Source organism: Alloalcanivorax marinus (assembly GCF_016906305.1).
GTDB classification, from domain to species: domain Bacteria; phylum Pseudomonadota; class Gammaproteobacteria; order Pseudomonadales; family Alcanivoracaceae; genus Alloalcanivorax; species Alloalcanivorax marinus.
This window is the reverse complement of sequence record NZ_JADDOL010000010.1, coordinates 58,677-80,279: the sequence shown is the minus strand read 5'-3', so window position 1 is coordinate 80,279 and position 21,603 is coordinate 58,677. Positions and strand designations below refer to the sequence as shown.

Below are 21,603 nucleotides of genomic sequence, written 5' to 3'. Positions count from 1 at the left end.
GGACCCGGAAGAACCAAGCAGCTTCCGTGCCAGAGCGGGGGCGGGGCTATTTCCCGGCGCGGCGGGCCGCCGCTTTTTTCTTCTTGGCGGCGGGTCCTTGGGCCGTACCCAGCATGGGTTTCAGGAACCGGCCGGTGTGGCTGCCCTTGGTGTCGGCCACCTGCTCCGGGGTGCCCTCGGCGATGATGCGGCCGCCGCCGTCGCCGCCTTCCGGGCCCAGGTCGATGAGCCAGTCGGCGGTTTTGATCACATCGAGATTGTGCTCGATCACCACGATGGTGTTGCCGTGGTCCCGCAGCCGGCTGAGCACATCCAGCAGAAGCTGGATGTCCTGGAAATGCAGGCCGGTGGTGGGTTCGTCGAGGATGTACAGGGTGCTGCCGGTATCCCGCCGGGACAGCTCCCGGGCCAGCTTGACGCGCTGGGCCTCGCCACCGGACAGGGTGGTGGCCGCCTGGCCCAGCTTGATGTAGCTGAGCCCCACGTCCAGCAGCGTCTGCAGGCGGCGCTGCAGCGCCGGCACCGCGTCGAAGAATTCGCGGGCCTCCTCGATGGTCATCTCCAGGACTTCGTAGATGTTCTTGCCCTTGTAGGTGACCTCCAGGGTTTCCCGGTTGTAGCGTCTTCCCTCGCACACTTCGCAGGGCACGTAGATATCCGGTAGGAAGTGCATCTCCACCTTGATCACGCCGTCGCCCTGGCAGGCCTCGCAGCGGCCGCCCTTGACGTTGAAGCTGAAGCGGCCGGGCTTGTAGCCCCGGGCCCGCGCTTCCTGGGTGCCGGCGAACAGCTCGCGCACCGGTGTGAAAATGCCGGTGTAGGTGGCCGGGTTGGAGCGCGGCGTGCGGCCGATGGGGCTCTGGTCAATGTCCACCACCTTGTCCAGGTGTTCCAGCCCTTCCAGCTTCTCATGGGGCGCCGCTTTCAGGGTGGAGGCCTTGTTCAGCTTGGTGGCCGCCAGCGGATAAAGGGTGTGGTTGATCAGGGTGGACTTGCCGGAGCCGGACACCCCGGTGATGCAGGTGAACAGCCCCAGGGGCACGTTCAGCGGGTCGCCCTTGAGGTTGTTGCCGGTGGCGCCGAACAGGGTCAGCCACTGGTCCTTCTCGTTCTCGTGGCGCTGGGCCGGTACCTCGATGCGCTTGCGGCCGGACAGGTAATCGCCGGTCAGCGAGGCCTTGTTGGCCGCTACCTGTTTGGCGGTACCCTGGGCCACCACGCGGCCACCGTGGACGCCGGCCCCCGGGCCGATATCGATCACATAGTCGGCGGTGCGGATGGCGTCTTCGTCGTGTTCCACCACCAGCACGGTATTGCCCAGGTCGCGCAGGCGGGTGAGGGTATTGAGCAGCCGCTCGTTGTCGCGCTGGTGCAGGCCGATGGAGGGCTCGTCGAGCACGTACATCACGCCCACCAGGCCGGCGCCGATCTGGCTGGCCAGCCGGATGCGCTGGGCCTCGCCGCCGGACAGGGTCTCGGCGCTGCGCTCCAGGGTCAGGTATTCCAGACCCACGTTGACCAGAAACTGCAGCCGGTCGCGGATTTCCTTGAGAATCTTCTCGGCGATCTCGCCTCGGCTGCCGCTCAGCTTGAGGCTGTCGAAGTGGGAGAACGCCTTGCCCACCGCCAGCCGCACCACCTCGGGCAGGGTGGTCTCGTTGATGTAGACGTGGCGGGCCGCCTCGCGCAGCCGGGAGCCGTTGCAGCTGGGGCAGGTGGAGGTGGACAGGTAGCCGGCCAGTTCCTCGCGCACCGCTTCCGATTCGGTGTCCCGGTAGCGGCGTTCCATGTTCGGCAGAATCCCCTCGAAGGGGTGATTGCGCTTGATAATGTCGCCGCGCTCGTTGAGATAGCGGAACTCCACATCGTCCTTGCCGGTGCCGTGGAGAATCTTGCGGCGGGTGGCCTTGGGCAGCTTTTTGAACGGCTGGTCCATGTCGAAGTCCAGGCTCTGGGCCAGGGCATTGAGCATCTGGAAGTAATAGACGTTGCGCCGGTCCCAGCCGCGGATCGCGCCCTCCGCCAGGGACAGCTCGTCGCTGGTGATCACCTTGTCTTCGTCGAAGAACTGCTTCACGCCCAGGCCGTCACAGCTGGGGCAGGCGCCGGCCGGGTTGTTGAACGAAAACAGCCGCGGTTCCAGCTCCGGAATCGAGTAGCCGCACTGGGGGCAGGCGAATTTGGCGGAGAAGGTGATTTCCTCGCCGTCGCCCTCCATGGGGGCGACCACGGCGATGTCGTCGGCCAGATTGAGAGCGGTTTCGAACGACTCCGCCAGGCGATTCTGCAGGTCGCCACGGACCTTGAAGCGGTCCACCACCACTTCGATGGTGTGCTTCTTGTTCTTGTCCAGGGTGGGCGCTTCGTCCAGGTCGTGGATGCGCCCGTTCACCCGGGCGCGGATAAAGCCCTGCGCGCGCAGTTCGTCGAACAGGTTCAGATGCTCGCCTTTCTTCTCGCGGACCACCGGTGCCAGCAGCATCAGTTTGCTGCCTTCCTCCATGGCCAGCACCTGATCGACCATCTGGCTGATGGTCTGGGCCGCCAGGGGCGCGCCATGTTCGGGGCAGCGGGGCTCACCCACCCGCGCGAACAGCAGCCGCAGATAGTCGTAAATCTCGGTGATGGTGCCCACCGTGGAGCGCGGGTTGTGGCTGGTGGACTTCTGCTCGATGGAAATGGCCGGGCTGAGACCCTCGATGTGGTCCACATCGGGCTTTTCCATCATCGACAGGAACTGCCGGGCATAGGTGGACAGCGACTCCACATAGCGGCGCTGGCCCTCGGCGTACAGCGTATCGAACGCCAGGGAGGATTTGCCGGACCCGGACAGCCCGGTGATCACCACCAGCTTGTCGCGGGGAATGTCGAGATCCACGTTTTTCAGGTTATGGGTGCGCGCGCCCCGAACCAGGATGGTATCCATGAGATGGCGAGCCCTCGGCTACTGTCAAAATGAACAGTGCAGTATAGGCGAAAGATCGTGAAGGGGAAAAGAAAGGTCGACGCTGCGGGAACGTCCGGCGGGGGGAACCGGACGGCGGGCCGGACAGCCCGTGATCAGAGGTTTTCCTGGGCCCAGTTCACCGCCTGCAGGCGATTGGAGGCGTTGATCTTTTTGAAAATGTTGTAAATGTGGGTCTTGATGGTGTGCGGGCTGAGGTTGAGCACCTTGGCGATCTCGGAATTCTTGGCGCCGGTGGCCATTACCTTGAGCACCTCGATCTCCCGGTCGGTCAGGTTCACCTCGTTACGGGCGAAGGTCTTGTTGAAGGCCCGGCTTTTGACCAGGTACTGCTGCAAAACCTTGCGCGGGAACCAGAGCTCGCCCTTGAACATGGCCTTGATGCCCTTGGTCAGCAGATCCTGGGGGCAATCGTGCTGGAAGCCGCCATTGACCATGGGCAGCCCGGCCAGCCGGGTCAGGTCGTCGTCGTGGTCCACATTGAACACGCCGATGAGGATTTCATTCTCGATACGGCGGTCCACGTCCATCAGCCGGGTGATCACCTGATTGACATCCACGGAATGGAAATCCACCAGGAACAGGTTCTGTTCCACGCCGGCCAGGTCGTTTTCGTCCACCTGATCCACGGATTTCACCGCCATGGCGGGGATCGAGGCTTTATCGAGGAATTCAGTCAGCAGCGCATTCTGGAGATGCTGGCCACCCACTACATACACTCGTTGTGCAGTCAGACTGTTCATTCATTCGTCCATGACACAACCCGGGGGTCCCCGGGGGCTAAGAAGAAAAACTGAATCAAGTCATCAATTTATCACCGCTTCCACGGGGGTTCAATTTACTATCGACAGCGATTTGCACGTCACCCCGCCGTCCTGGAATCTGCTACACTTCCCGCCCATTTCTCGTAGCCCCGACCCTCGACCATGACGGACGCTTCCCGGGCCGCCCTGCGGCGCACCGAACTGACCACCACCGGCTCCCTGGCGGCGATCTTCGCGCTGCGCATGTTCGGGCTGTTCATGATCCTCCCGGTTTTCGCGGTTTACGGCACCGGGCTGGAAGGCGCCACGCCCCTGTTGATCGGCACCGCCATCGGCGCCTACGGGCTGATGCAGGCGATCCTGCAGATTCCCTTCGGCATGCTGTCCGACCGCTTCGGCCGGCGCCCGCTGCTGCTGGCGGGCCTGTTGTTGTTCGTCGCCGGCGGCGCGGTGGCGGCCCTCAGCGACACCATCTACGGCGTGATTCTGGGCCGCGCCCTGCAGGGCGCCGGCGCCATCGCCAGCGTGATCATGGCGCTGATCGGCGACGTGGTCAGCGAGCGCCACCGCACCCGCGCCATGGCGCTGATCGGCATGTCGGTGGGCGCCTCCTTTATTCTGGCGCTGATCCTGGGGCCGGTGCTGGCCCATTGGCTGGGCCTGAGCGGCCTGTTCTGGCTCACCGTGGTGCTGGGCACCCTGGCCATGGGCGTGGCGTTTTCGGTGCCCTCGCCCCAGGTGCGCGCCAGCGAGCCGTTGCCGGCCCGGCTGCGTTTCCGCCGGGTGCTGGGCGACCGCAACCTGCGCCGCCTGGATCTGGGCATCATGGTGCTGCACCTGACCATGACCGCCTCGTTCGTGGTGCTGCCGCAGCTGCTCAAGCACCGCCTCGGGCTGGACCTGGACCAGCACAGCCTGCTGTATCTGGCGGTGCTGGTGACCAGTTTCCTGGCCATGGTGCCGCTGATCATCGCCGCCGAGCGGCGCGGGGCCCTGCCGGTGAAGCGCGCCGCGGTGTGCCTGCTGATCGTCGCCGAGGTGCTGCTGGCCCTGGCCGGGCAGACTCTGTGGCACTTCGTGCTGGCCCTGTTCGTCTATTTCATGGCCTTCAACCTGCTGGAAGCCCTGTTGCCGTCCCTGGTGGGGCGGGCGGCGCCGGCCGGCACCCGTGGCACCGCCATGGGCGTCTATTCCACCAGCCAGTTTCTGGGCGTGTTCATCGGTGGCCAGTTGGGCGGCGCTCTCTACCAATGGGTGGGGGCCGAGGCGGTATTTCTGGGCTGTGCCGGCCTGGCGGTGGTCTGGCTGCTGTATCTTTGGGGCATGGGGGAATTGCCCAAGCTGGATAACCGGGTGGTGCACCTGGGCCGCCAGCAGGACCCGACCCAGGCGGCCAGCCGGCTGCGCGCCATCCCCGGCGTGCTGGAGGCGGTGGTGGTGGCCGAGCAGCGCCTGGCCCTGCTCAAGGTCGATAACCGGGAGCTCGATGAACAGGCCCTGGAGGCCCTGGCCGGCGAGGTTCGGGAGCCGTCCTGACCGGGGGTTACTCCGGGCCGCGTAAAGCTGCACAATATCCGGTCTGCATACATAACCGCACCGGCGCGTCGCCGGTGGTCGTCCGAACGTAGGGAGCGAACAGCCATGGCACGAGGCGTCAACAAAGTCATTCTGATCGGCAATCTGGGCGCCGATCCGGAAACCCGTTTCATGCCCAGCGGCGGGGCCGTCACCAATATCCGCCTGGCCACCAGCGAAACCTGGAAGGATCGCCAGAGCGGCCAGATGCAGGAGCGCACGGAATGGCACCGGGTGGTGTTCTTCAACAAGCTGGGCGAGATCGCGGGTGAGTATCTGAAGAAGGGCTCCAAGGTGTACGTGGAGGGTTCCATCCGTACCCGCAAATGGCAGGGTCAGGACGGCCAGGACCGCTACACCACGGAGATCGTCGCCAACGAGATGCAGATGCTCGATGGTCGCGGTGGCGCCGGCGGCGGTGGCGACTACCAGGGCGGTGGCCAGGGGGGGTACGGCAACCAGGGCAACGACTACTACGACCAGAGCCCCGGCCAGGGTGGCGGTCAGCAGGGTGGTCAGCAGAAGGCGCCGGCCAATCAGGGCGGCGGGTTCAGCGGCCCCGCGGACGATTTCGACGACGATATTCCGTTCTAAATTCCGGGGGAAGTCATGCGGCGCTGGATAGCCCTGGGGGCGGTGTTCGTCATCAGTTTGTTGGTGTGCCTGGTGGTGCTGATGCCGGCGGCGGTGCTGGTGGACCGCCTGCCCGCTCTGCGTCCCGGCGGTGCGCCGCTGGTGCTGTCCGGGGCCCGCGGCCCCTGGTGGGATGGCCGCGTGCAGGCGCGCTGGCGCAACCGTAGCGGGGATCTGGCCTGGACACTGGACTGGCACGGTTTGACGCCCGGCCTGCAACTGTCCATGGTAAGCGACGGTCTCAACGCCGACGGCTGGCTGGGCGCCGCCTGGGGCGACTGGCGTCTGGAGCAGTGGCGGGCCACGGTGCCGGTGGCGCCGTTCAGCGCCGAGATTCCCCAGGGCAACGCGGACGGCACCGTGAATCTGACCCTGATGACGCTGGAACTCGCGGAACAGGCCGTGGTCGATGCCAAAGGCACGCTGACCTACAGCGGCGGCACGGTGACCTGGGGTCGTGATGGCGCCGCCGAGGTGCCGCCCCTGGACGGGCGCCTGGCCATGGTCGACGGGGCACCGGAACTGGAAGTCACCGGGCCGCAGCAACAACAATTGGTGCACGCACGGCTGGATAATCAGAAACTGAACGTGCAAGTGCGCCGGGCCTGGCCCCAATTGCTCGGGGTCAGTCAGGGCGGTGACCCGTCCGATGTGGTATTTCGTATGAGCCGCCCCTTGGCTCTGGGGCAGTCCGGCTGAGTTTCGTCGGATAATATTGGGGTCATACTGGCGCGCCTAGAATGCGCCGTGACACCCGCCCGGTTTCGGATGGAATGACAGGCCGGGATAACGATAAGCGGGATTGAAGGACTTTATGATTCAGTGGGCCCGGAGGGGAAACCGGCAACGATGGGAGCGGGTGGCACGCACGGTGCTGGCGCTGTTGTTGGTGGTGGTTCTCGCCTATTTGATCGCTCAGACCATCTGGCTGCTCTGGTACGGCCCGCAGGATGCGTTGCCCGGCTCGGATTTGCGCCGGGTCGCCGTCAATGGCGGTGCCCAGCAGAGCGCCGCGCTGTCCTCCTCCCAGGTGCAGCGCTGGGGCTTGTTCGGCGCCTATCAGGCCGAGCCGCAGGCGGAGCAGCGTCCGGTGGACGCCCCGGAGACGCGGCTGAGTCTGGAACTGCTGGGCCTTTTCCAAACCCGGGATCGTGGCAAATCGTCGGCGATCATTGCCGAGCGGGGCGGTGACGCCCAGCTGTATCACATTGGCGATGGCATTCCCGGCAACGCCACCCTCGAGGAAATCTATCCGGATCGGGTGATTCTCAAGCGCCAGGGGCGTTTCGAGACGCTGCGTCTGAATGAAGTGAAAGGCCTGGCCGGCGGGGTCACCCAGGTGACCGAACCGGAGCCGCGCAGCCCGGCGCCCAGCCCGGAGACCGATCTGGCCCAGCAGCGCACCGCGCTGATCCGTCAGCTCGGCCTGCAACCGGTCAGCGAGGGCGGCACCGAGGGTTACAAGATCGGCGACCGCGCCCCCAAGCAGCTGATCGAGCAGGTCGGGTTGCAGCCCGGGGATGTGGTGGCGTCGGTGAACGGCTACCCGCTGGGCTCAGAGGAAAGCGATCTGGCCGCTTTGCAGTCGTACATGGAAAGCCAGTCGGCCGTCATTGTCGTGCAGCGCGGCGAACAGGAATTTACCGTGAACTATCCACCGTGAGATGCCTATGAAGTCGGCTCTGAAAACAATAATCGCAGTAGTGGCACTCAGCCTCACGCTCAGTGTGCATGCCCAGGAACAGGCCTCGGTGGAGGCGACCGGCGATGGCAAAACCTGGACGGTGAATATCCGCAACGCGGATATCCAGGCGTTCATCAATCAGGTGGCGCAGATGACCGGCAAGAACTTCGTGGTGGACCCACGGGTGCGGGCCCGGGACGTCACCGTGATTTCCAACCAGCCGCTCACCGCCGACGAGGTCTACGAGCTGTTTCTCTCGGTGTTGCAGGTGCACGGCTACGCGGCGGTACCGGCCGGTAACGGCGTGATCAAGATCGTCACCAACACCACCGCCAAGCAGAGCAACCTGCCGCTCACCCAGAACGCCGGCAGCGTGGATGGCGAGGAGCTGATCACCCAGGTGATCACGGTGGACAACTCGCCGGTGGAAGAGCTGGTGCCGGTGCTGCGGCCGCTGGTGCCCCAGTACGGCCATCTGGCGGCGGTGGGCTCCGCCAACGCGCTGATCATCAGCGACCATGCGGACAATATTCAGCGCATGCGCGCCATCATCGGCAGCCTGGACAACGCGGAAAGCGACGAACTGGAAATCGTGCAGCTGCAGCATGCCTTCGCCGGCAACATGGTGGCGCTGCTGGAAGAGCTGACCAAGGCCGACGCCGCCGGCGGCAACAACCGCCGCCGTGGCCTGCAGGGCGGCGCCACGGTGATCGCCGACGAGCGTACCAACCGGCTGATCGTCAAGGGCGACCGGGGCACCCGCGCCCGTTTGATCCCTCTGATCCGGCAGCTCGACACCCCCTCCAGCGCCGCCGGCGGCGTTCAGGTGGTGCGGCTCAGCCACGGCGACGCGGAACAGATGGCGGAACTGCTGAAGAACTTCGCCGCCGGCGCCTCCGCGGTGCGGCAGGGCGGTGAGGGCAGCGGTGGCGCGGCGGCGGCGCGCACCGTCTCCGACGCCGACGCCCGGGTATCGATCCAGGCCGACACCTCGCTGAACGCCCTGGTGATCCGCGCCGAACCGGAAATGATGAAGGAACTGCAGTCGGTGATCAGCCAGCTGGACGTGCGTCGCGCCCAGATTCTGATCGAGGCCGCCATCGTCGAGGTCACCGGCGACAAGGCCAGCTCGCTGGGCTTCCAGTACGTGGCCGGCGACCTGAACAACGGCATCGGCGCGGTCAACTTCGGCGGCGACGGCGTCAGCATCAACTCGCTGCTGCAGGCGGTGATCACCGAGGACCCGTCGAACATCTCCCTGGGTGACGGCATCACCGCCGGCATCGGCGAGACCGACGCCGATGGCGACATCGAGTGGGGCGCGCTGATTCAGGCGCTGGCATCCACCACCAACACCAACCTGCTGTCCACGCCCAGCATTCTGACCCTGGACAACCAGGAGGCCTCGATCATCGTCGGTGAGAACGTGCCGTTCGTCACCGGCCAGGCCTCCAGCACCGGCTCCGGCGTGTCCAACCCGTTCACCACCATCCAGCGCGAGGACGTGGGCCTGACCCTGAAGGTCACCCCCCATGTGGCCGGGCTGGATACCGTGCGGCTGGAACTGGAGCAGGAAACCTCGGCGGTGAAGGATTCCATCGGCGAGGCGGTGGACATCGTCACCACCAAACGCAAGCTCACCACCACGGTGCTGGCGGACGACGGCGAAACCATCGCCCTGGGCGGCCTGATCAACGACGATGTGCAGGAAACCGTGCGCAAGGTGCCGTTGCTGGGCGACATCCCGCTGCTGGGCGTGCTGTTCCGCTCCACCAGCAAGCAGCACATCAAGCGTAATCTCATGGTGTTCATCAAACCGACGGTGCTGGCCAGCAACGACCGGCTGGTGGACATGACCCGCGAGAAATACATGGGCGTCACCGCCATGCAGTTCCGGGTCAACGATGACGGCGAGCTGGTGCGTGAAGTGAAGTTCCCGCTGCCCACCCGGGCGGACCGCCTGTTCCAGGGCCGTTCGCCGGTGTCCGACGACTATCGTCGGGCCTATGAGGCGGAGCAGAGCAAGTCGGTGGAGGATTCCGCCGCGCCGCCCACCTCCGGCCCGGTCACCGATACCGACAGCGCGCTGCCGGAGCGGGAGGCGCCGGCGGCCAGCCGGCCCGAGGAAGAGTGATCGACCGCACCGGCGCCCCAGGGCGCCGGTGTCGTTTCAGGCCGCGCGTCAGTTTTCCAGCGAGCGCAGGTTCTCCAGCACCTTGCCACCCCGTTCCAGCTTCTTGAGCAGCTCCGGATTGTCCGGGTCCAGGGGCGCCACGCTTTGCCAGAGCCGGTAGGCGCCCTGGTAGTCCCCCTTCACATACAGGGCTTCGCCGCGCTCCAGGGTGCGCTCGACGCGCTGGCGCGCCCAGGCGTCCACCTGTTTGCGCAACGGGGTAAGCTGTTCGTCGTCGCGGTGTTGCTGCAGAAAGGTGCGCGCGGCCAGCAGGTCCGCCAGCTCGCCGCTTTCCCGATAACGATCCACCCGCTGTACCGCTTCCTGGCGATGGGCCCGGTCACGGGCGTCCCGCGCCTGATCCCGGGCGCTGTGCAGCACCCTCCGGGCTTTTTCCAGGTTGTCCGGCACCGGTGCGTCCGGGTAGAGAAGGCGCGCGGTTTCCAGGGAGGAGAGCGCCCGCTGCCATTGCTGGTCGGCGGCGTAGGCCTGGCCCTGCTCCAACAACCCGCGGTAGAGCAATCCGCGGCGTTGTGTCCGCCACTCCCGGGTTTCCCGGGCGCGCCGGTCGGGATAGGGCGCCAGCGCCTCATCCACGGAGTCGGTGCGCAGCAGCGCTCCGGCTTCGGCCAGGTAGGCCTGGTTGAGCAGGTCGCGCAGGCGCAGGTCGTGGCGCAGCCGCAATCTGGCCAGCAGATCGTCCAGGGCGGCGGGGTCCACCACCTGGTCGCGAATCGAGTTCAGGGTGTCGAAGGCCTGGCGCCATTGTTCCCGGTCGGCCAGTTCCTCGGCCCGGGCCTGGGCCTGAAGCCGGTACTCCCGGCTGGCCTGCAGCACGCCCTCGCGCTGCTCCTGGAGCAGCGCGTGCTGAGGGTGATGCTCGCCGGTGTGGTCGATGATGGCCAGCGCGCGCTGGTACTGATGCTCGCGCAGCGCCGCGTCGACCCGCTGTTCCGGCGCCATGAAGGGATGAAAGGTGGCACAGCCGGACAGCAGCAGCGCCGTGCCCAGGGCCACGGTAAGGCCCGCGCGGCGGTCAGGACGTGGCACCGGGGGCCTCCGCATAGTATTCGGCGAGAAAGCGGGCGATGCGTTGTTCCATCAAGGTCTCCGACAGGGCGTGGACACCGTCCACCCGGTAGGTCCGCACCGGTTCGTTGCGACCGCGCACGCGCATGCTCCCGTATTCGGTGGCACGCACCCGGGAACCGATATTGGGGTCGTCGATGAGCGCGGCGGCGGCGATGATCTCGCCGGCGCCGGCCATGTTCGACAGCCGCGAGGCCAGGTTCACGGCATCGCCCACCACCGTGTATTGCATGCGGTCCCGGGAGCCCAGGTTACCGGCCAGCATGGCGCCGGAGTTCATGCCGATACGGAATTCCACCGTGGTCTGACCGCGCCGGGCCCGTTGTTCGTTGAGCCGGCTCACCAGTCTCTGGATCATCACCGCGCAGCACAGGCCATGGAACAGATGCTCGGAGTCTTCCTCGGGGACCCCGAACACGATCATCGCGCAATCGCCCATGTACTTGTCGATGGTGCCCCGGTAGAAGGAGGTGGCGGCGGTGATGGCGCCGAAGTAGACGTTCAGCATGTCCGCCACCGCTTCCGGCGCCAGACTTTCCGACAGGCGGGTGAAGCCGACGATATCGGCGAACACCACGGTGGCTTCCACATCGCGGCCACCCAGCGTGACCTGGTCCAGATTGGCCATCATGGTGCGCGCCACCGATGGGCTGACGAAGCGCTGCAGCACCCGCTCCACCTGATCCTTTTCAAGCATGTCGTGGGCCATGCTGTTGTAGGCCTCGATCAGGTGGCCGATCTCGTCGTTGCGGCGTTCCTGAATGCGGTATTTCAAATCGCCCTGCTGCAAGGCGCTGGTGGCGGCCAGCAGATTGTGAATCGGCTTGGCCAGCCGGCGACTGATCAGGAACGAAGCGATGATCGCCAGCAGGCCCATGGCCAGGGTGGCGGTGATCATGGTGTCCCGCACCTGGCGCTGGGCGGCGGTGATGGAGCGGTCCGACAGGGTCACCGCCACCGCGCCCACCCGGTTTTGCTCCACGGTCACCGGCGCGAAATAGGTGCTCATGGCTTCGCCCTGGTCGCGCCAGCGCTGCACGGCGCCATCCACGGGCAGGGCCCGGGGCGGCAGGTCCCCGGCCTGGTCGATGGGGGTGTTGTCACGGTCGAACAGGGCGGCGCCGTGGATGCTGTCGCTGCGCACCAGGTTGTTGATGTGCACCTTGAGCAGAAACCGGTCCTCGGCGAGCAGCGGCTCGCGGGCGGTGTGAGCCAGCTGGGCGGCGATGGCGGCGCCGAAGCTGTCGGCCTGTTGCCGCATCCGCTGCAGCTGGTCATTGAGCAGGAACACGCCCAGCAGGGTCATGCCCACCAGGATCAGGGCGGAAATCGACAGGCCCATTTTCCAGGCCACCGGAAAATAGGACGGCACATAGGGACGGATCAGCGCGCCGAAGCGGCGTCGTAGCGCGCCGCCGGGCCGGTTGGCATCCGTGTCGGGGGGCGTGTCGTTGTCTGCGGGAGTGTTCACGGACGTTACCGTAACGGCTTCTCTTGTCAGCGGGATTACGCAGTGTCACATTGCCAGACTGGCCCCGCGGAAACCACCACAAGGTCGACAACAGCATGGCTTTTATTCGCGAACGGCGTGTGCGCGCCAACGGACTGGACTTTTTTGTTGCCGAGGCGGGCGAGCCGGGTGCCCCCCTGGTGCTCTGCCTGCACGGCTTTCCGGAATGCTGGGCGTCCTGGCGCTACCAGCTGCCGGCCCTGGCGCAGTCCGGCTACCACGCGGTGGCGCCGGATCTGCGCGGCTACGGCGAGACCGGTGGCCCGAAGGAGGTGGACGCCTACCGGCAATCGCGGCTGGTGGCGGACGTGATCGCCCTGGTGGACGCCCTGGACGCGCCCCGCGCCGTGCTGGTGGGCCATGATTGGGGGTGCATGCTGGCCTGGCAGGTGGCCCGCCGCCACCCGGATCGGGTCGCCGCCGTGGCCGGCCTGTCCGTGCCCTACGGCGGGCCGGCGCCCAAGCCGCCCACCGAGTCCATGCGCGAGCTGTTCGGCGACCATTTTTTCTACATGCTCTATTTTCAGCAGCCGGATCTGCCCGAGCAGGAGCTGGAAGCCGATGTGGAGGACAGCCTGCGGCGCATGTTCCACAGTCTTTCCGCGGACGGCATCGACGACTTCCGGGTGGCGCCGGACGATACCCGGGTGCTGACCGCCATGCGGCCGCCGGCCACGCCGCCGCGCTGGATGCGCGACGAGGACCTGGCCTATTACGTGGCCCGCTTCCGCAAGACCGGTTTCACCGGCGCGCTCAACTGGTACCGGGCCATGGACGCCTCCTGGGCGGAAAGCCGTGACGATGACACCTGGACGATACCGGCGCCCACCCTGTTTCTGGGTGGCATGCAGGACCCGGTGGTGCTGTTCAGTCAGAAGGCGCTGGCGCGCATGCCGGACTACGTGCCCGACCTGACCACGGTGATGATCGACCGCTGCGGCCACTGGATCCAGATGGAGCAGGCGGTGGAGGTGAACCGGGAGTTGCTCAACTTTCTGCATGAAAAGCTGGAGCGGGACGGCGCCCCGGGCAAAAGCAGCGGCAAGGGCTGACCTGGATCAAGAGCCGGCGGCCCCGACCGGGGCATGATGCGTGTGGGGCGGCAACGCCCCGCTGCGTATGCTTCCGGAAAAACACCGGATTATCGGCCCCGCCTGGCGGGGCCTTTTTTTGCCTGATTTTCTACCAGTGAATGCCCTTGAACAGCCGGGAGAAGGCGGCCTGCTCGCGGCTGATCTTCTTCGGCGTGGCTTCCTTGCGGCCCATGGCGGCGGCGGAGTCCGAGAAAATCTTGTAGCCGGTGTTCATGATCGTCTCGGTGACCTTGGGGGTGATGAAATGCATCACCTGCCCGAGCACGCCCAGGCTGGTGGCGATCCGCTTGGGACGCCGCACGATGGCGTCGCAGATCATGTCCGCGGCCTGGTTGGGGCTGATGGTGGGCACGTGGTTATAGAGCTTGGTGGGCGCGATCATCGGCGTGCGCACCAGCGGCATATTGATGGTGGTGAAGTAGATGCCCTGGTGGGCCAGTTCGCTGGCGGCGCAGCGGGTGAAGGAGTCCAGCGCGGCCTTGGAGGCCACATAGGCGGAAAAGCGCGGCGCGTTGGTAAGCACGCCGATGCTGGAAATATTGATCACATGGCCGAAGCCGCGCTCGATCATCCCCGGCATCAGTTTCATGATCAGCCGCAGGGCGCCGAAGTAGTTCAGCTGCATGGTGCGCTCGAAGTCGTGGAACCGCGAAAACGAGTGCACCACCGAGCGGCGGATCGAGTGGCCGGCATTATTGACCAGAATGTCCACCCGGCCGTAATCGGCCAGCACCTTCTCCACCAGTTCGTCCACCGAGTCGATGTTCGACACGTCACAGCGGTAGGCGCGGGCGGTGCCGCCCAGTTGCTTGATCTCGTGCAGGGTTTCTTCCAGCTTTTCCGGGGTGCGCGCCACCACCAGCACGGTGGCGCCGGCGCGGGCCAGCTTCAGGGCGCTGGCCTTGCCGATGCCGGAGGTGGCGCCGGTGACCAGAACGATCTTGTCCTCCACCCGCTCGGGCAGGGACGGCAGCGGCTGCAACTCGTCCTCGCGGCTGTCGCGATCCGGATCCAGGTGGTTCTCCCAGAAATCCCACAGCTGCTGAATGTAGCTTTCCAGCTCCGGCACCTCGATGCCGCTGCCTTCCAGGGCGGCCCGGGCACGCTGGTTGTCGTACTCGGTGGGAAACGCCAGGAATTTGATCACCGAGGGCGGAATGTCCAGGTTTTCCAGCGCCTGATTGATCAGCATGCGCGGCGTCAGGGCGCTGACTCCCCTGCGCACGAAGCCGGGCACCGCGTCGAACACCTTGCCGTCCAGCCGCACCGGCATACGCGGCGCCTGGGCGGCGCTGGCGATGATGTCCATCACCTCGCCGAAGTTGTAGCTGCGGTCGGCGGTCAGGTGAAAGCACTGGCCGTTGCCGTCCTTGCGGTGGGCGATGTGGTCCAGGGCGTCGGCGACGAAGTCCACCGGCACGATGTTGAAGTGACCGCTGTCCAGGCCCACCAGCGGAATCCAGTTGGGCAGGAAATCCTTGATCTTCTGGATCAGCTTGAAGAAGTAATAGGGGCCGTCGATCTTGTCCATTTCGCCGGTCTGGGAGTGCCCCACCACCAGTGACGGCCGGTAAATGCGCCACGGGATGCGGCTCTCCTGGCGCACCAGGGCCTCGGCCTCGTGCTTGGTCAGCAGGTAGGGATCGTCCAGGCCCTCCGCCTCCTCGAACATGTCCTCGGTGAAGGTGCCGTCGTAGAGGCCGCCGGCGGCCACCGAGGACATGTGGTGGAAGCATTTGGCGTCCAATTTCTCGGCCAGCTTGAGGGTCTGCCGGGTGCCTTCGATGTTGATGTAGCGCTGGCTGTTCTCGTCGGCGTTCAGATCGTAGATGGCGGCGAGATGGAAAAAGTGGTCGATCTGGCCGACCAGGTCGTCCTGGTCGCGTTTGTTGACGCCGAGAAGCTTCTTGGTCAGGTCGCCGCTGATCGGCACCAATCGGCTCTCTTCCACGCACAGGCGCCGGCGCATGGCGTCCAGTTTGTATTCCGAGCCGGGGCGTACCAGGGCGAACACCCGGGCGTTGTCCCGCTTGAGCAAACGGGCGACCAGAAAGCGGCCGATAAAACCGGTGGCACCGGTGACGAAGTAGTTCATGGCAATCCCCCTTTTTATCACGACTTCCCTGGCGGCGCTCGGGTTGCGGTCCAGACTCGCTTCGATGATGCCCCCTCGGGGCGCAAAGGGCCAGGGCCCGGGCGACGGGCCGGTTGTAGTTTCCTGGCAAAGCGCTACGATGGAATCCGATTCCATTTTCGTAGAACAAGAAGGACGCTCATGAATCCGGAAACCGTTTCCCTGGCGGACGCTCTGCGCCGCCGCCGCTCGGTCCGTGGCTTTCTCGACAAACCGGTGCCCGAGGCGGTACTGAGGGAGGTGTTCGAGCTGGCCCAGCTGGCGCCGTCCAACTGCAACATCCAACCCTGGAAAGTGTTCGTGGCCTCCGGCGAGGTGCGCGATGAACTGCGCCGTCGCATGGTCGAAAAGGTCTCCGCCGGGGTGCCCATGGAACCGGATTTCGAGCCCAACGCGGGCAAGTTCGAGGGCGTCTACCGCCAGCGGCAGGTGGACTGCGCGGTGGAGCTCTACAACAACATGGGCATCGCCCGGGACGACAAGCCCGGCCGGCTGCGCGCCCAGCTGCGCAACTTCGAGCTGTTCGACGCGCCCCATGTGGTGTTCATCGGCATGGAACGCAGTTTCGGGCCCACCGTGGCGCTGGACGTGGGCATGTACATCCAGTCGCTGATGCTGACCCTCACCGCCCATGGCATCGGCAGCTGCGCCCAGGGCAGCATGCGCTATTACCCCAACGACGTGCGTGAGGTCTTTGGTGAGCCGGATTCCACGGCGATCCTGGTGGGCATCAGCTTTGGCTACGAGGACGAGGCGGTGGCCGCCAACCGCACCCGGGTGGGGCGGGCGCCCCTGGGCGACTCCGTGGCCTTCCGATCCACCCTGTGAGCGGCGCCAGCAGGGCCGATCCGTGCTATACTGCCGGGTTCACTTTTCACCCTTCCGAGCAGTATGGTCATTGTCAAAGGTTTGATTCCGGTTCGCGACAATTTGCGAGAGAGCGCCGTGGCCCTGGCGCAGGAGCTGGCGCAGCAGGCACGGGACGAGCAGGGCTGTCTGTCCTACGAGGTCTATGTGAAGGCGGACGCCCCGCGGGTGATCATGCTCTGGCAGCAGTGGACCGACCTGGACGCCCTGGAGCGCCATTTCGATTCCGAGCACCTGGACGACTTTCTCGACCGCATTCCGGACATGATCGACGGCGAGGTGCACTCCCTGCGCTTCGACGTCACCGAGGATGGCGAGGAGCCGCCCGCCGGGCCGGTGCCCTCCGCCCTGGCGGATGGCACCGTTCTGCACTGACCTCCGCTCTGAACAGGTTCCTGCCATGAAAACACGCATCGATTCCGTCGACGACGTGACGCAGAGCTTCGCCCGCCAGGGCTACATCTGCGACGCGCGCACCGCCCTGGCGGTATACCTGGCCGCCCAGCTGCACAAACCGGTGCTGGTCGAGGGCCCGCCGGGGGTCGGCAAGACCGAGCTGGCCAAGGCCGCCGCCGCCTTTCTGGAAGCGCCGCTGATCCGGCTGCAGTGCTACGAGGGCCTGGACGAGAGCCGGGCCCTGTACGAGTGGAAGTACGGCAAGCAACTGCTCTACACCCAGCTGCTGCGGGACAAGCTCAGTGGCACCCTGGCGGACACCGACAGCCTGGAAGAGAGCATGCGCCGGCTGGGTGACCTGGGCGAGGCCTTCTACAGCGACACCTTCCTGGAGCCCCGGCCGCTGCTGCGGGCGCTGCGCGCCGACGAGCCGGTGGTGCTGCTGATCGACGAGATCGACAAGGCCGACCAGGAGTTCGAGGCGTTTCTGCTGGAGCTGCTGTCGGATTTCCAGATTTCGATTCCCGAACTGGGCACGGTCCGCGCCCGCCATCAGCCGCTGGTGTTCCTGACCAGCAACGACCAGCGTGAGCTGTCCGACGCCCTCAAGCGCCGCTGCCTGCATCTGTACATTCCCTATCCGGACGCGACGCTGGAGCGGCGCATTCTGGCGGAGCGGGTGCCGGAGCTGGACGACCAGCTGCGCGACCAGCTGGTGGACTTCATCCAGCATCTGCGCGAGCAGGACATGAAAAAGCTGCCGGCGGTGTCGGAAACCCTGGACTGGGCCCGCGCCCTGGTGCTGCTGCACGCGGACAGCCTGGAGCCGGAGCTGGTGGAGCAGACCCTGACGCTGGTGCTCAAGAACGAGCAGGACGCGGAGCTGGCCCGCGAACTGCTGCCCCACTGGTTCCGCGCCCGGCGCGCCCGCTGAGCCATGGCCGGCCGGCGCCTGCATGAGTTCGTGCGTGCCCTGCGGGGCGCCGGGGTGCGCGTCTCTCCGGTGGAGGCGGAGGAGGCGTTTCGCGCCGCCGCCCTGGTGGGCTACGGCGACCGGGACCGCTTCCGCGAAACCCTGGCGCTGACGCTGGTGAAGAGCCAGGCGGAGCGGCCGGACTTCGACCGCTGCTTCGCGGCCTTTTTCCGTTTCGAAAGCGCGGACCCGGAGCAGGACGACGGCTCCGATGCGGACCACGCCGGGCAGGCCACGGCGGCGGCGCCCGACCCGGAGGCCCTGTCGGGGCCGGCCGCCGAGCTGGTGGCGCAAAGCGACACTGGCCTGGAGCAGACCCTGGCCCAGGCCGCCGCCGAGATCGACTTCACCGCCATGCAGGTGATCACCCAGCAGGGGCTGTTCGCCCGCCGTCTGCTGATGAACATGGGCATGGGGGCGGTGGACGACGAGATTCTGCGCCTGGATGCCTCCGCCCGGCCCGGCGACGGGGAGCGCGCCGAGGCGCTGCGCGACTGGCGCGGCCGGGTACGCGAGCGGGCCATGGCCCATGTTCGCCGTCAGTACGATCTGCACGGCCGCGCCCATGGCCGCGCGCTCCGCGAGCACAGCATGCAGGCGGCCCCGTTCCGCGAACTGCGCGAATTCCAGCAGGTGCAGATGCTGGTGCGACGGATGGCGCGGCGGCTGGCCCGCTCCCACCAGCGCCGCCAGAAGAAAGCCCGGCGCGGGGCCCTGGACGCGCGCCGCACCCTGGCCGCCAGCCTGCGCTATAACGCGGTGCCGGTGCAGCTGCACTGGCGTCAGCGGCGGCGCACCCGCGCCAAGGTGTTGGTGGTGTGCGACGTGTCCAGCTCGGTGCGCGACGCGGCCCGCTTTCTGCTGCAGTTTCTCTATGCCATGACCGACGTGCTGCCCAGGGTGCGCAGTTTCGCCTTCGCCGCCCGCTTCGACGAGGTCACCGACGACTTCGAGCGCTACCCGCCGGATGTGGCGGTGGGGCGCATTCTGGACCGGGTGTCCGGCAGCGGCACCGACTACGGCACCATGTTCAAGGAGCTGGAGGCGGCCTGCCGGGGCGAAATCGACCGGCAGACCACGCTGATCATCCTCGGTGACGCCCGCAACAACGATCTGCCCGCCGGCGAACGGCATCTGGCGGACATCGCCCGCCGTGCCCGGCAGGTGTTCTGGCTCAACCCGGAGCCGCCGTCGCGCTGGAACAGCGGCGACGCCATCATGGCCCGCTACCTGCCGTACTGCCGCGCCGCCCGGCGCTGCGGTTCGCTCAATGACCTGCGTCGCTTCACTGACGAGTTGCTGCGGAATCTGAACGGCTAGCCACGATGCCGCGCAGCGCGGCGCTGAGCGCCTGATTGAGCCGCTGCAGGTTCACCGGCTTGGCGATGTGGCCGACCATGCCGGCGTCGTGGCAGGCGGCGATCTTTTCCGGCACCGCATGGGCGGTCAGGGCGATCACCGGAATCACCGGCAGGCGCCCCTCCCGTTGCAGTCGGTGGATGGCCCGGGTGGTCTCGAAGCCGTCCGGATCCGGCATCTCGCAATCCATCAGCACCAGATCGAAGCCGTCCGGCCGGGCCAGCAGGGTGGCCAGCGCCTCGGCGCCGCTTTCCGCGGTTTCGCAGTCGTGCCCGAGTTTGCGGCACAGGCCCTCCGCCACCAGCAGATTGACGTGGTTATCGTCGACGATCAGCAATCGGGCGCCGGGCCCGGTTTCCAGGGGGGCCGGCGCCGCCGCGCGCTCGTCCACCGCCGCCGGGGGCAACGGCAGACGGAACCAGAACAGCGAGCCCTGATGCTCCGCGCTGGTGACGCCGATTTCGCCGCCCATGATCTCCGCCAGCTGGCGGCAGATGGCCAGTCCCAGCCCGCTGCCCCCTTCCTCGTGACGTCGTCGCCCGCCCTGGCCGGCCTGCTGGAAAAAGGTAAACAGCTTGGGCAACTGATCGGTGGCGATGCCGATGCCGGTATCGCTGACCTCGAACAGCACATAGTCCCGGTTGGCGTCCTCGCGACGCGCGCTCACGTCGATGGCGCCGTCGTCGGTGAACTTCACCGCGTTGCTGATCAGATTGACCAGGATCTGTCGCAGGCGCACCGGGTCGCCCACGCAATACCCGCCCAGCGACGGGTCCAGGCTGAGGCGCAGCTCGGTGGCCTGCCGGCGGGCGGCCTGTTCGAACGGGGCGGTGCACTCCTGAAGCAGCCCGGGCAGGTCGAACGGTGTTTGCTCGATGGGCATCTTGCCGGCGTCCAGGCGGGAGTAGTCGAGCACGTCGTCGATCAGGTTGATCAGGGTGGCGCCGGACTGCTCGATCACATGGAGGTGGCGGCGCTGGCTGTCGTCCAGCGGCGAGTCACGCAATATGTCCACGGTACCGATCATGCTGTTCAGCGGCGTGCGAATCTCGTGGCTGATCACCGCCAGGAACTCGCCGCGGGCGCTGAGCGCCGCGTTCAGCTCACGGGTGCGCTCCTCCACGCGCCGCTCCAGGGCCTCGTTGGCTTCCCGCTGGATGCGTTCGTTCTCGCTTTTCAGGGTGGTCATGCGATGGGCCAGGGCCAGGGACAATAACAGCGCCTCGACGAAGGTCCCCAGCTGCAGCGCGTTCTCGATCATCCAGTGGCCGGGGATCAGATTGAAGGTTTTCAGAATGTAGATGGTGGAGGAGATCGCCACCGCGGCGAAGGCGATCAGAAAGAACAGGGCCGGGCGATAGCCCCGGCGGATCTGCCACAGCGCCAGGCCGGCGGCGATGAATGGCCAGGGGAACACGATGGCCGAGGAAAACTGGATGAAGAAGTGGAAGTTGAGCACCGCCAGCGGGGCGATCAGCGCCAGGGCCGCGGCGATCAGCGTCAGCCCCCGGTTCAGCGCCGGGGCCCGGTGCCGCAGTTCCAGGAAGGAGCAGGAAAACAGCATGGCCGAGGCCAGGGTCAGCAGGTTCAGCACCGCCAGGCAAAGGTGGTTCCACTCCGGCGCGTCAGGCCACAGCCAGCGGAATCCGAGCCCCTCCCGGGCAAACAGATTGAGCCCGAAGACCCCCAGGTAAAGCACGTACCAGAGATAGCTGGGTTCGCGAATGGACAGAAAAATCAGCAGGTTGAACAGGCACATGATGGCCATGGCGCCGAAATAGAAGCCATTGACGAAGTTCCAGCGGCCGTCGAACAGATTGAAATTGTCCGGGGTGCGCAGCGACAGCGGAAAGTCGATGACGTTGGCGCCGTGCGCCTGGAACAGCAGAAGCCGCGGCTCGCCGGGAGGCAGGGTAAGCGGAAAGACCAGCTGATGGTGGGCCAGGGGACGTTGCTCGAAGGGCACCCGGTCCCCGGCGCGCCAGTGGGCCAGCCGCCGCCCCTGCTCGTCGAACAGATACAGGTCCAGCCGGTCCAGATGGGGGCGGGCGGCGCGCAGGTACCACAGATCGCCGGCGGCGCGGTTGGTGAGCGGCAGCAGGAACCACTGATCGCCGTCCCGGAAACCCAGCGTCGGATAGGTTTCGGAAAGGCGCTGCCCGCCGCCGTTACGGAGCAGGGCCAGGGCCTGCTGCGCATCGAGCCGGTCCTCCCGGGCGTCCAGCCAGCGCAATGACGGCGCCGCGTCGTAATAGTCCCGTGTGTCATCCAGTGTCAGGGCGGTGCCCGGAACACTCAGCGCCCAGGCCAACGTAACCAGGGCGAGTCTTGCAAGTAGCCGCCTCATGGTCCCTTTCCCCCTGGCGCAGTACGAATGTGATTCTTGT

16 protein-coding genes are annotated in these 21,603 nt (G+C 66.4%); 10 read left to right on the top strand and 6 right to left on the bottom strand.

Annotation, left to right across the window (positions count from 1 at the left end):
* Positions 1-46: 46 nt before the first annotated feature.
* Together uvrA and IM760_RS10450 are read right to left on the bottom strand one after the other, a co-directional pair.
* The gene (gene uvrA, locus IM760_RS10455; RefSeq protein WP_204428999.1) at positions 47-2,926 is read right to left on the bottom strand and encodes an excinuclease ABC subunit UvrA; all 2,880 of its coding nucleotides are present in this window, start codon (positions 2,924-2,926) and stop codon (positions 47-49) included.
* Positions 2,927-3,060: 134 nt separating this feature from the next.
* Positions 3,061-3,708 carry a LuxR C-terminal-related transcriptional regulator gene (locus IM760_RS10450; protein WP_204428993.1) on the bottom strand — a complete coding sequence of 216 codons (648 nt, stop codon included), beginning with the start codon at positions 3,706-3,708 and terminating at the stop codon, positions 3,061-3,063.
* A 183-nt stretch (positions 3,709-3,891) separates the two neighbouring features.
* Here IM760_RS10450 and IM760_RS10445 point away from each other — a divergent pair, with 183 nt between their 5' ends.
* The 5 genes from IM760_RS10445 (at position 3,892) to gspD (ending at position 9,755) form a co-directional block, all read left to right on the top strand.
* The gene (locus IM760_RS10445; RefSeq protein ID WP_204428991.1) at positions 3,892-5,265 is read left to right on the top strand and encodes an MFS transporter; all 1,374 of its coding nucleotides are present in this window, start codon (positions 3,892-3,894) and stop codon (positions 5,263-5,265) included.
* A 105-nt stretch (positions 5,266-5,370) separates the two neighbouring features.
* Positions 5,371-5,898: a single-stranded DNA-binding protein gene (gene ssb, locus IM760_RS10440; RefSeq protein WP_204428989.1), complete on the top strand. Its 528-nt coding sequence runs from the start codon at positions 5,371-5,373 to the stop codon at positions 5,896-5,898.
* 15 nt (positions 5,899-5,913) lie between these two features.
* Positions 5,914-6,636 (top strand): type II secretion system protein N, encoded by a 723-nt coding sequence (gspN, locus tag IM760_RS10435; RefSeq protein WP_204428987.1) that lies wholly within the window; start codon positions 5,914-5,916, stop codon positions 6,634-6,636.
* Between the two features lie 160 nt (positions 6,637-6,796).
* A complete protein-coding gene (gene gspC / locus IM760_RS10430; protein ID WP_228233839.1) occupies positions 6,797-7,600 on the top strand; it encodes a type II secretion system protein GspC in 804 nt (267 codons plus the stop codon).
* Positions 7,601-7,607: 7 nt separating this feature from the next.
* Positions 7,608-9,755, top strand: a complete 2,148-nt coding sequence (gspD, locus tag IM760_RS10425) for a type II secretion system secretin GspD (RefSeq protein WP_204428977.1) — start codon at positions 7,608-7,610, stop codon at positions 9,753-9,755.
* 48 nt (positions 9,756-9,803) lie between these two features.
* Here gspD and IM760_RS10420 read toward each other — a convergent pair whose 3' ends face one another.
* Positions 9,804-10,844 carry a tetratricopeptide repeat protein gene (locus tag IM760_RS10420; RefSeq protein WP_204428975.1) on the bottom strand — a complete coding sequence of 347 codons (1,041 nt, stop codon included), beginning with the start codon at positions 10,842-10,844 and terminating at the stop codon, positions 9,804-9,806.
* Complete coding sequence (locus tag IM760_RS10415; RefSeq protein ID WP_262730212.1) at positions 10,831-12,354, bottom strand: adenylate/guanylate cyclase domain-containing protein; 1,524 nt, start codon at positions 12,352-12,354, stop codon at positions 10,831-10,833. Before IM760_RS10415 ends, IM760_RS10420 begins: the two co-directional genes overlap by 14 nt.
* A gap of 95 nt (positions 12,355-12,449) precedes the next feature.
* Here IM760_RS10415 and IM760_RS10410 point away from each other — a divergent pair, with 95 nt between their 5' ends.
* Positions 12,450-13,445 (top strand): alpha/beta fold hydrolase, encoded by a 996-nt coding sequence (locus IM760_RS10410; protein WP_204428973.1) that lies wholly within the window; start codon positions 12,450-12,452, stop codon positions 13,443-13,445.
* Positions 13,446-13,575: 130 nt separating this feature from the next.
* Here IM760_RS10410 and IM760_RS10405 read toward each other — a convergent pair whose 3' ends face one another.
* Entirely contained in the window at positions 13,576-15,582 is a 2,007-nt protein-coding gene (locus IM760_RS10405; RefSeq protein WP_204428971.1) for an SDR family oxidoreductase, read from the bottom strand.
* A gap of 180 nt (positions 15,583-15,762) precedes the next feature.
* Here IM760_RS10405 and IM760_RS10400 point away from each other — a divergent pair, with 180 nt between their 5' ends.
* From IM760_RS10400 to IM760_RS10385, 4 genes are all read left to right on the top strand, one after another.
* Entirely contained in the window at positions 15,763-16,449 is a 687-nt protein-coding gene (locus tag IM760_RS10400; protein WP_204428969.1) for a nitroreductase, read from the top strand.
* A 63-nt stretch (positions 16,450-16,512) separates the two neighbouring features.
* Positions 16,513-16,863 (top strand): putative quinol monooxygenase, encoded by a 351-nt coding sequence (locus IM760_RS10395; protein ID WP_204428967.1) that lies wholly within the window; start codon positions 16,513-16,515, stop codon positions 16,861-16,863.
* Positions 16,864-16,888: 25 nt separating this feature from the next.
* The gene (locus IM760_RS10390) at positions 16,889-17,818 is read left to right on the top strand and encodes an AAA family ATPase (protein WP_204428965.1); all 930 of its coding nucleotides are present in this window, start codon (positions 16,889-16,891) and stop codon (positions 17,816-17,818) included.
* 3 nt (positions 17,819-17,821) lie between these two features.
* Entirely contained in the window at positions 17,822-19,177 is a 1,356-nt protein-coding gene (locus tag IM760_RS10385) for a VWA domain-containing protein (protein ID WP_204428963.1), read from the top strand.
* Here the strand turns inward: IM760_RS10385 and IM760_RS10380 are convergent.
* Positions 19,143-21,563, bottom strand: coding sequence for a hybrid sensor histidine kinase/response regulator (locus tag IM760_RS10380; RefSeq protein WP_204428957.1), 2,421 nt, complete (start codon positions 21,561-21,563; stop codon positions 19,143-19,145). The genes IM760_RS10385 and IM760_RS10380 overlap by 35 nt on opposite strands.
* Positions 21,564-21,603 lie beyond the last annotated feature (40 nt).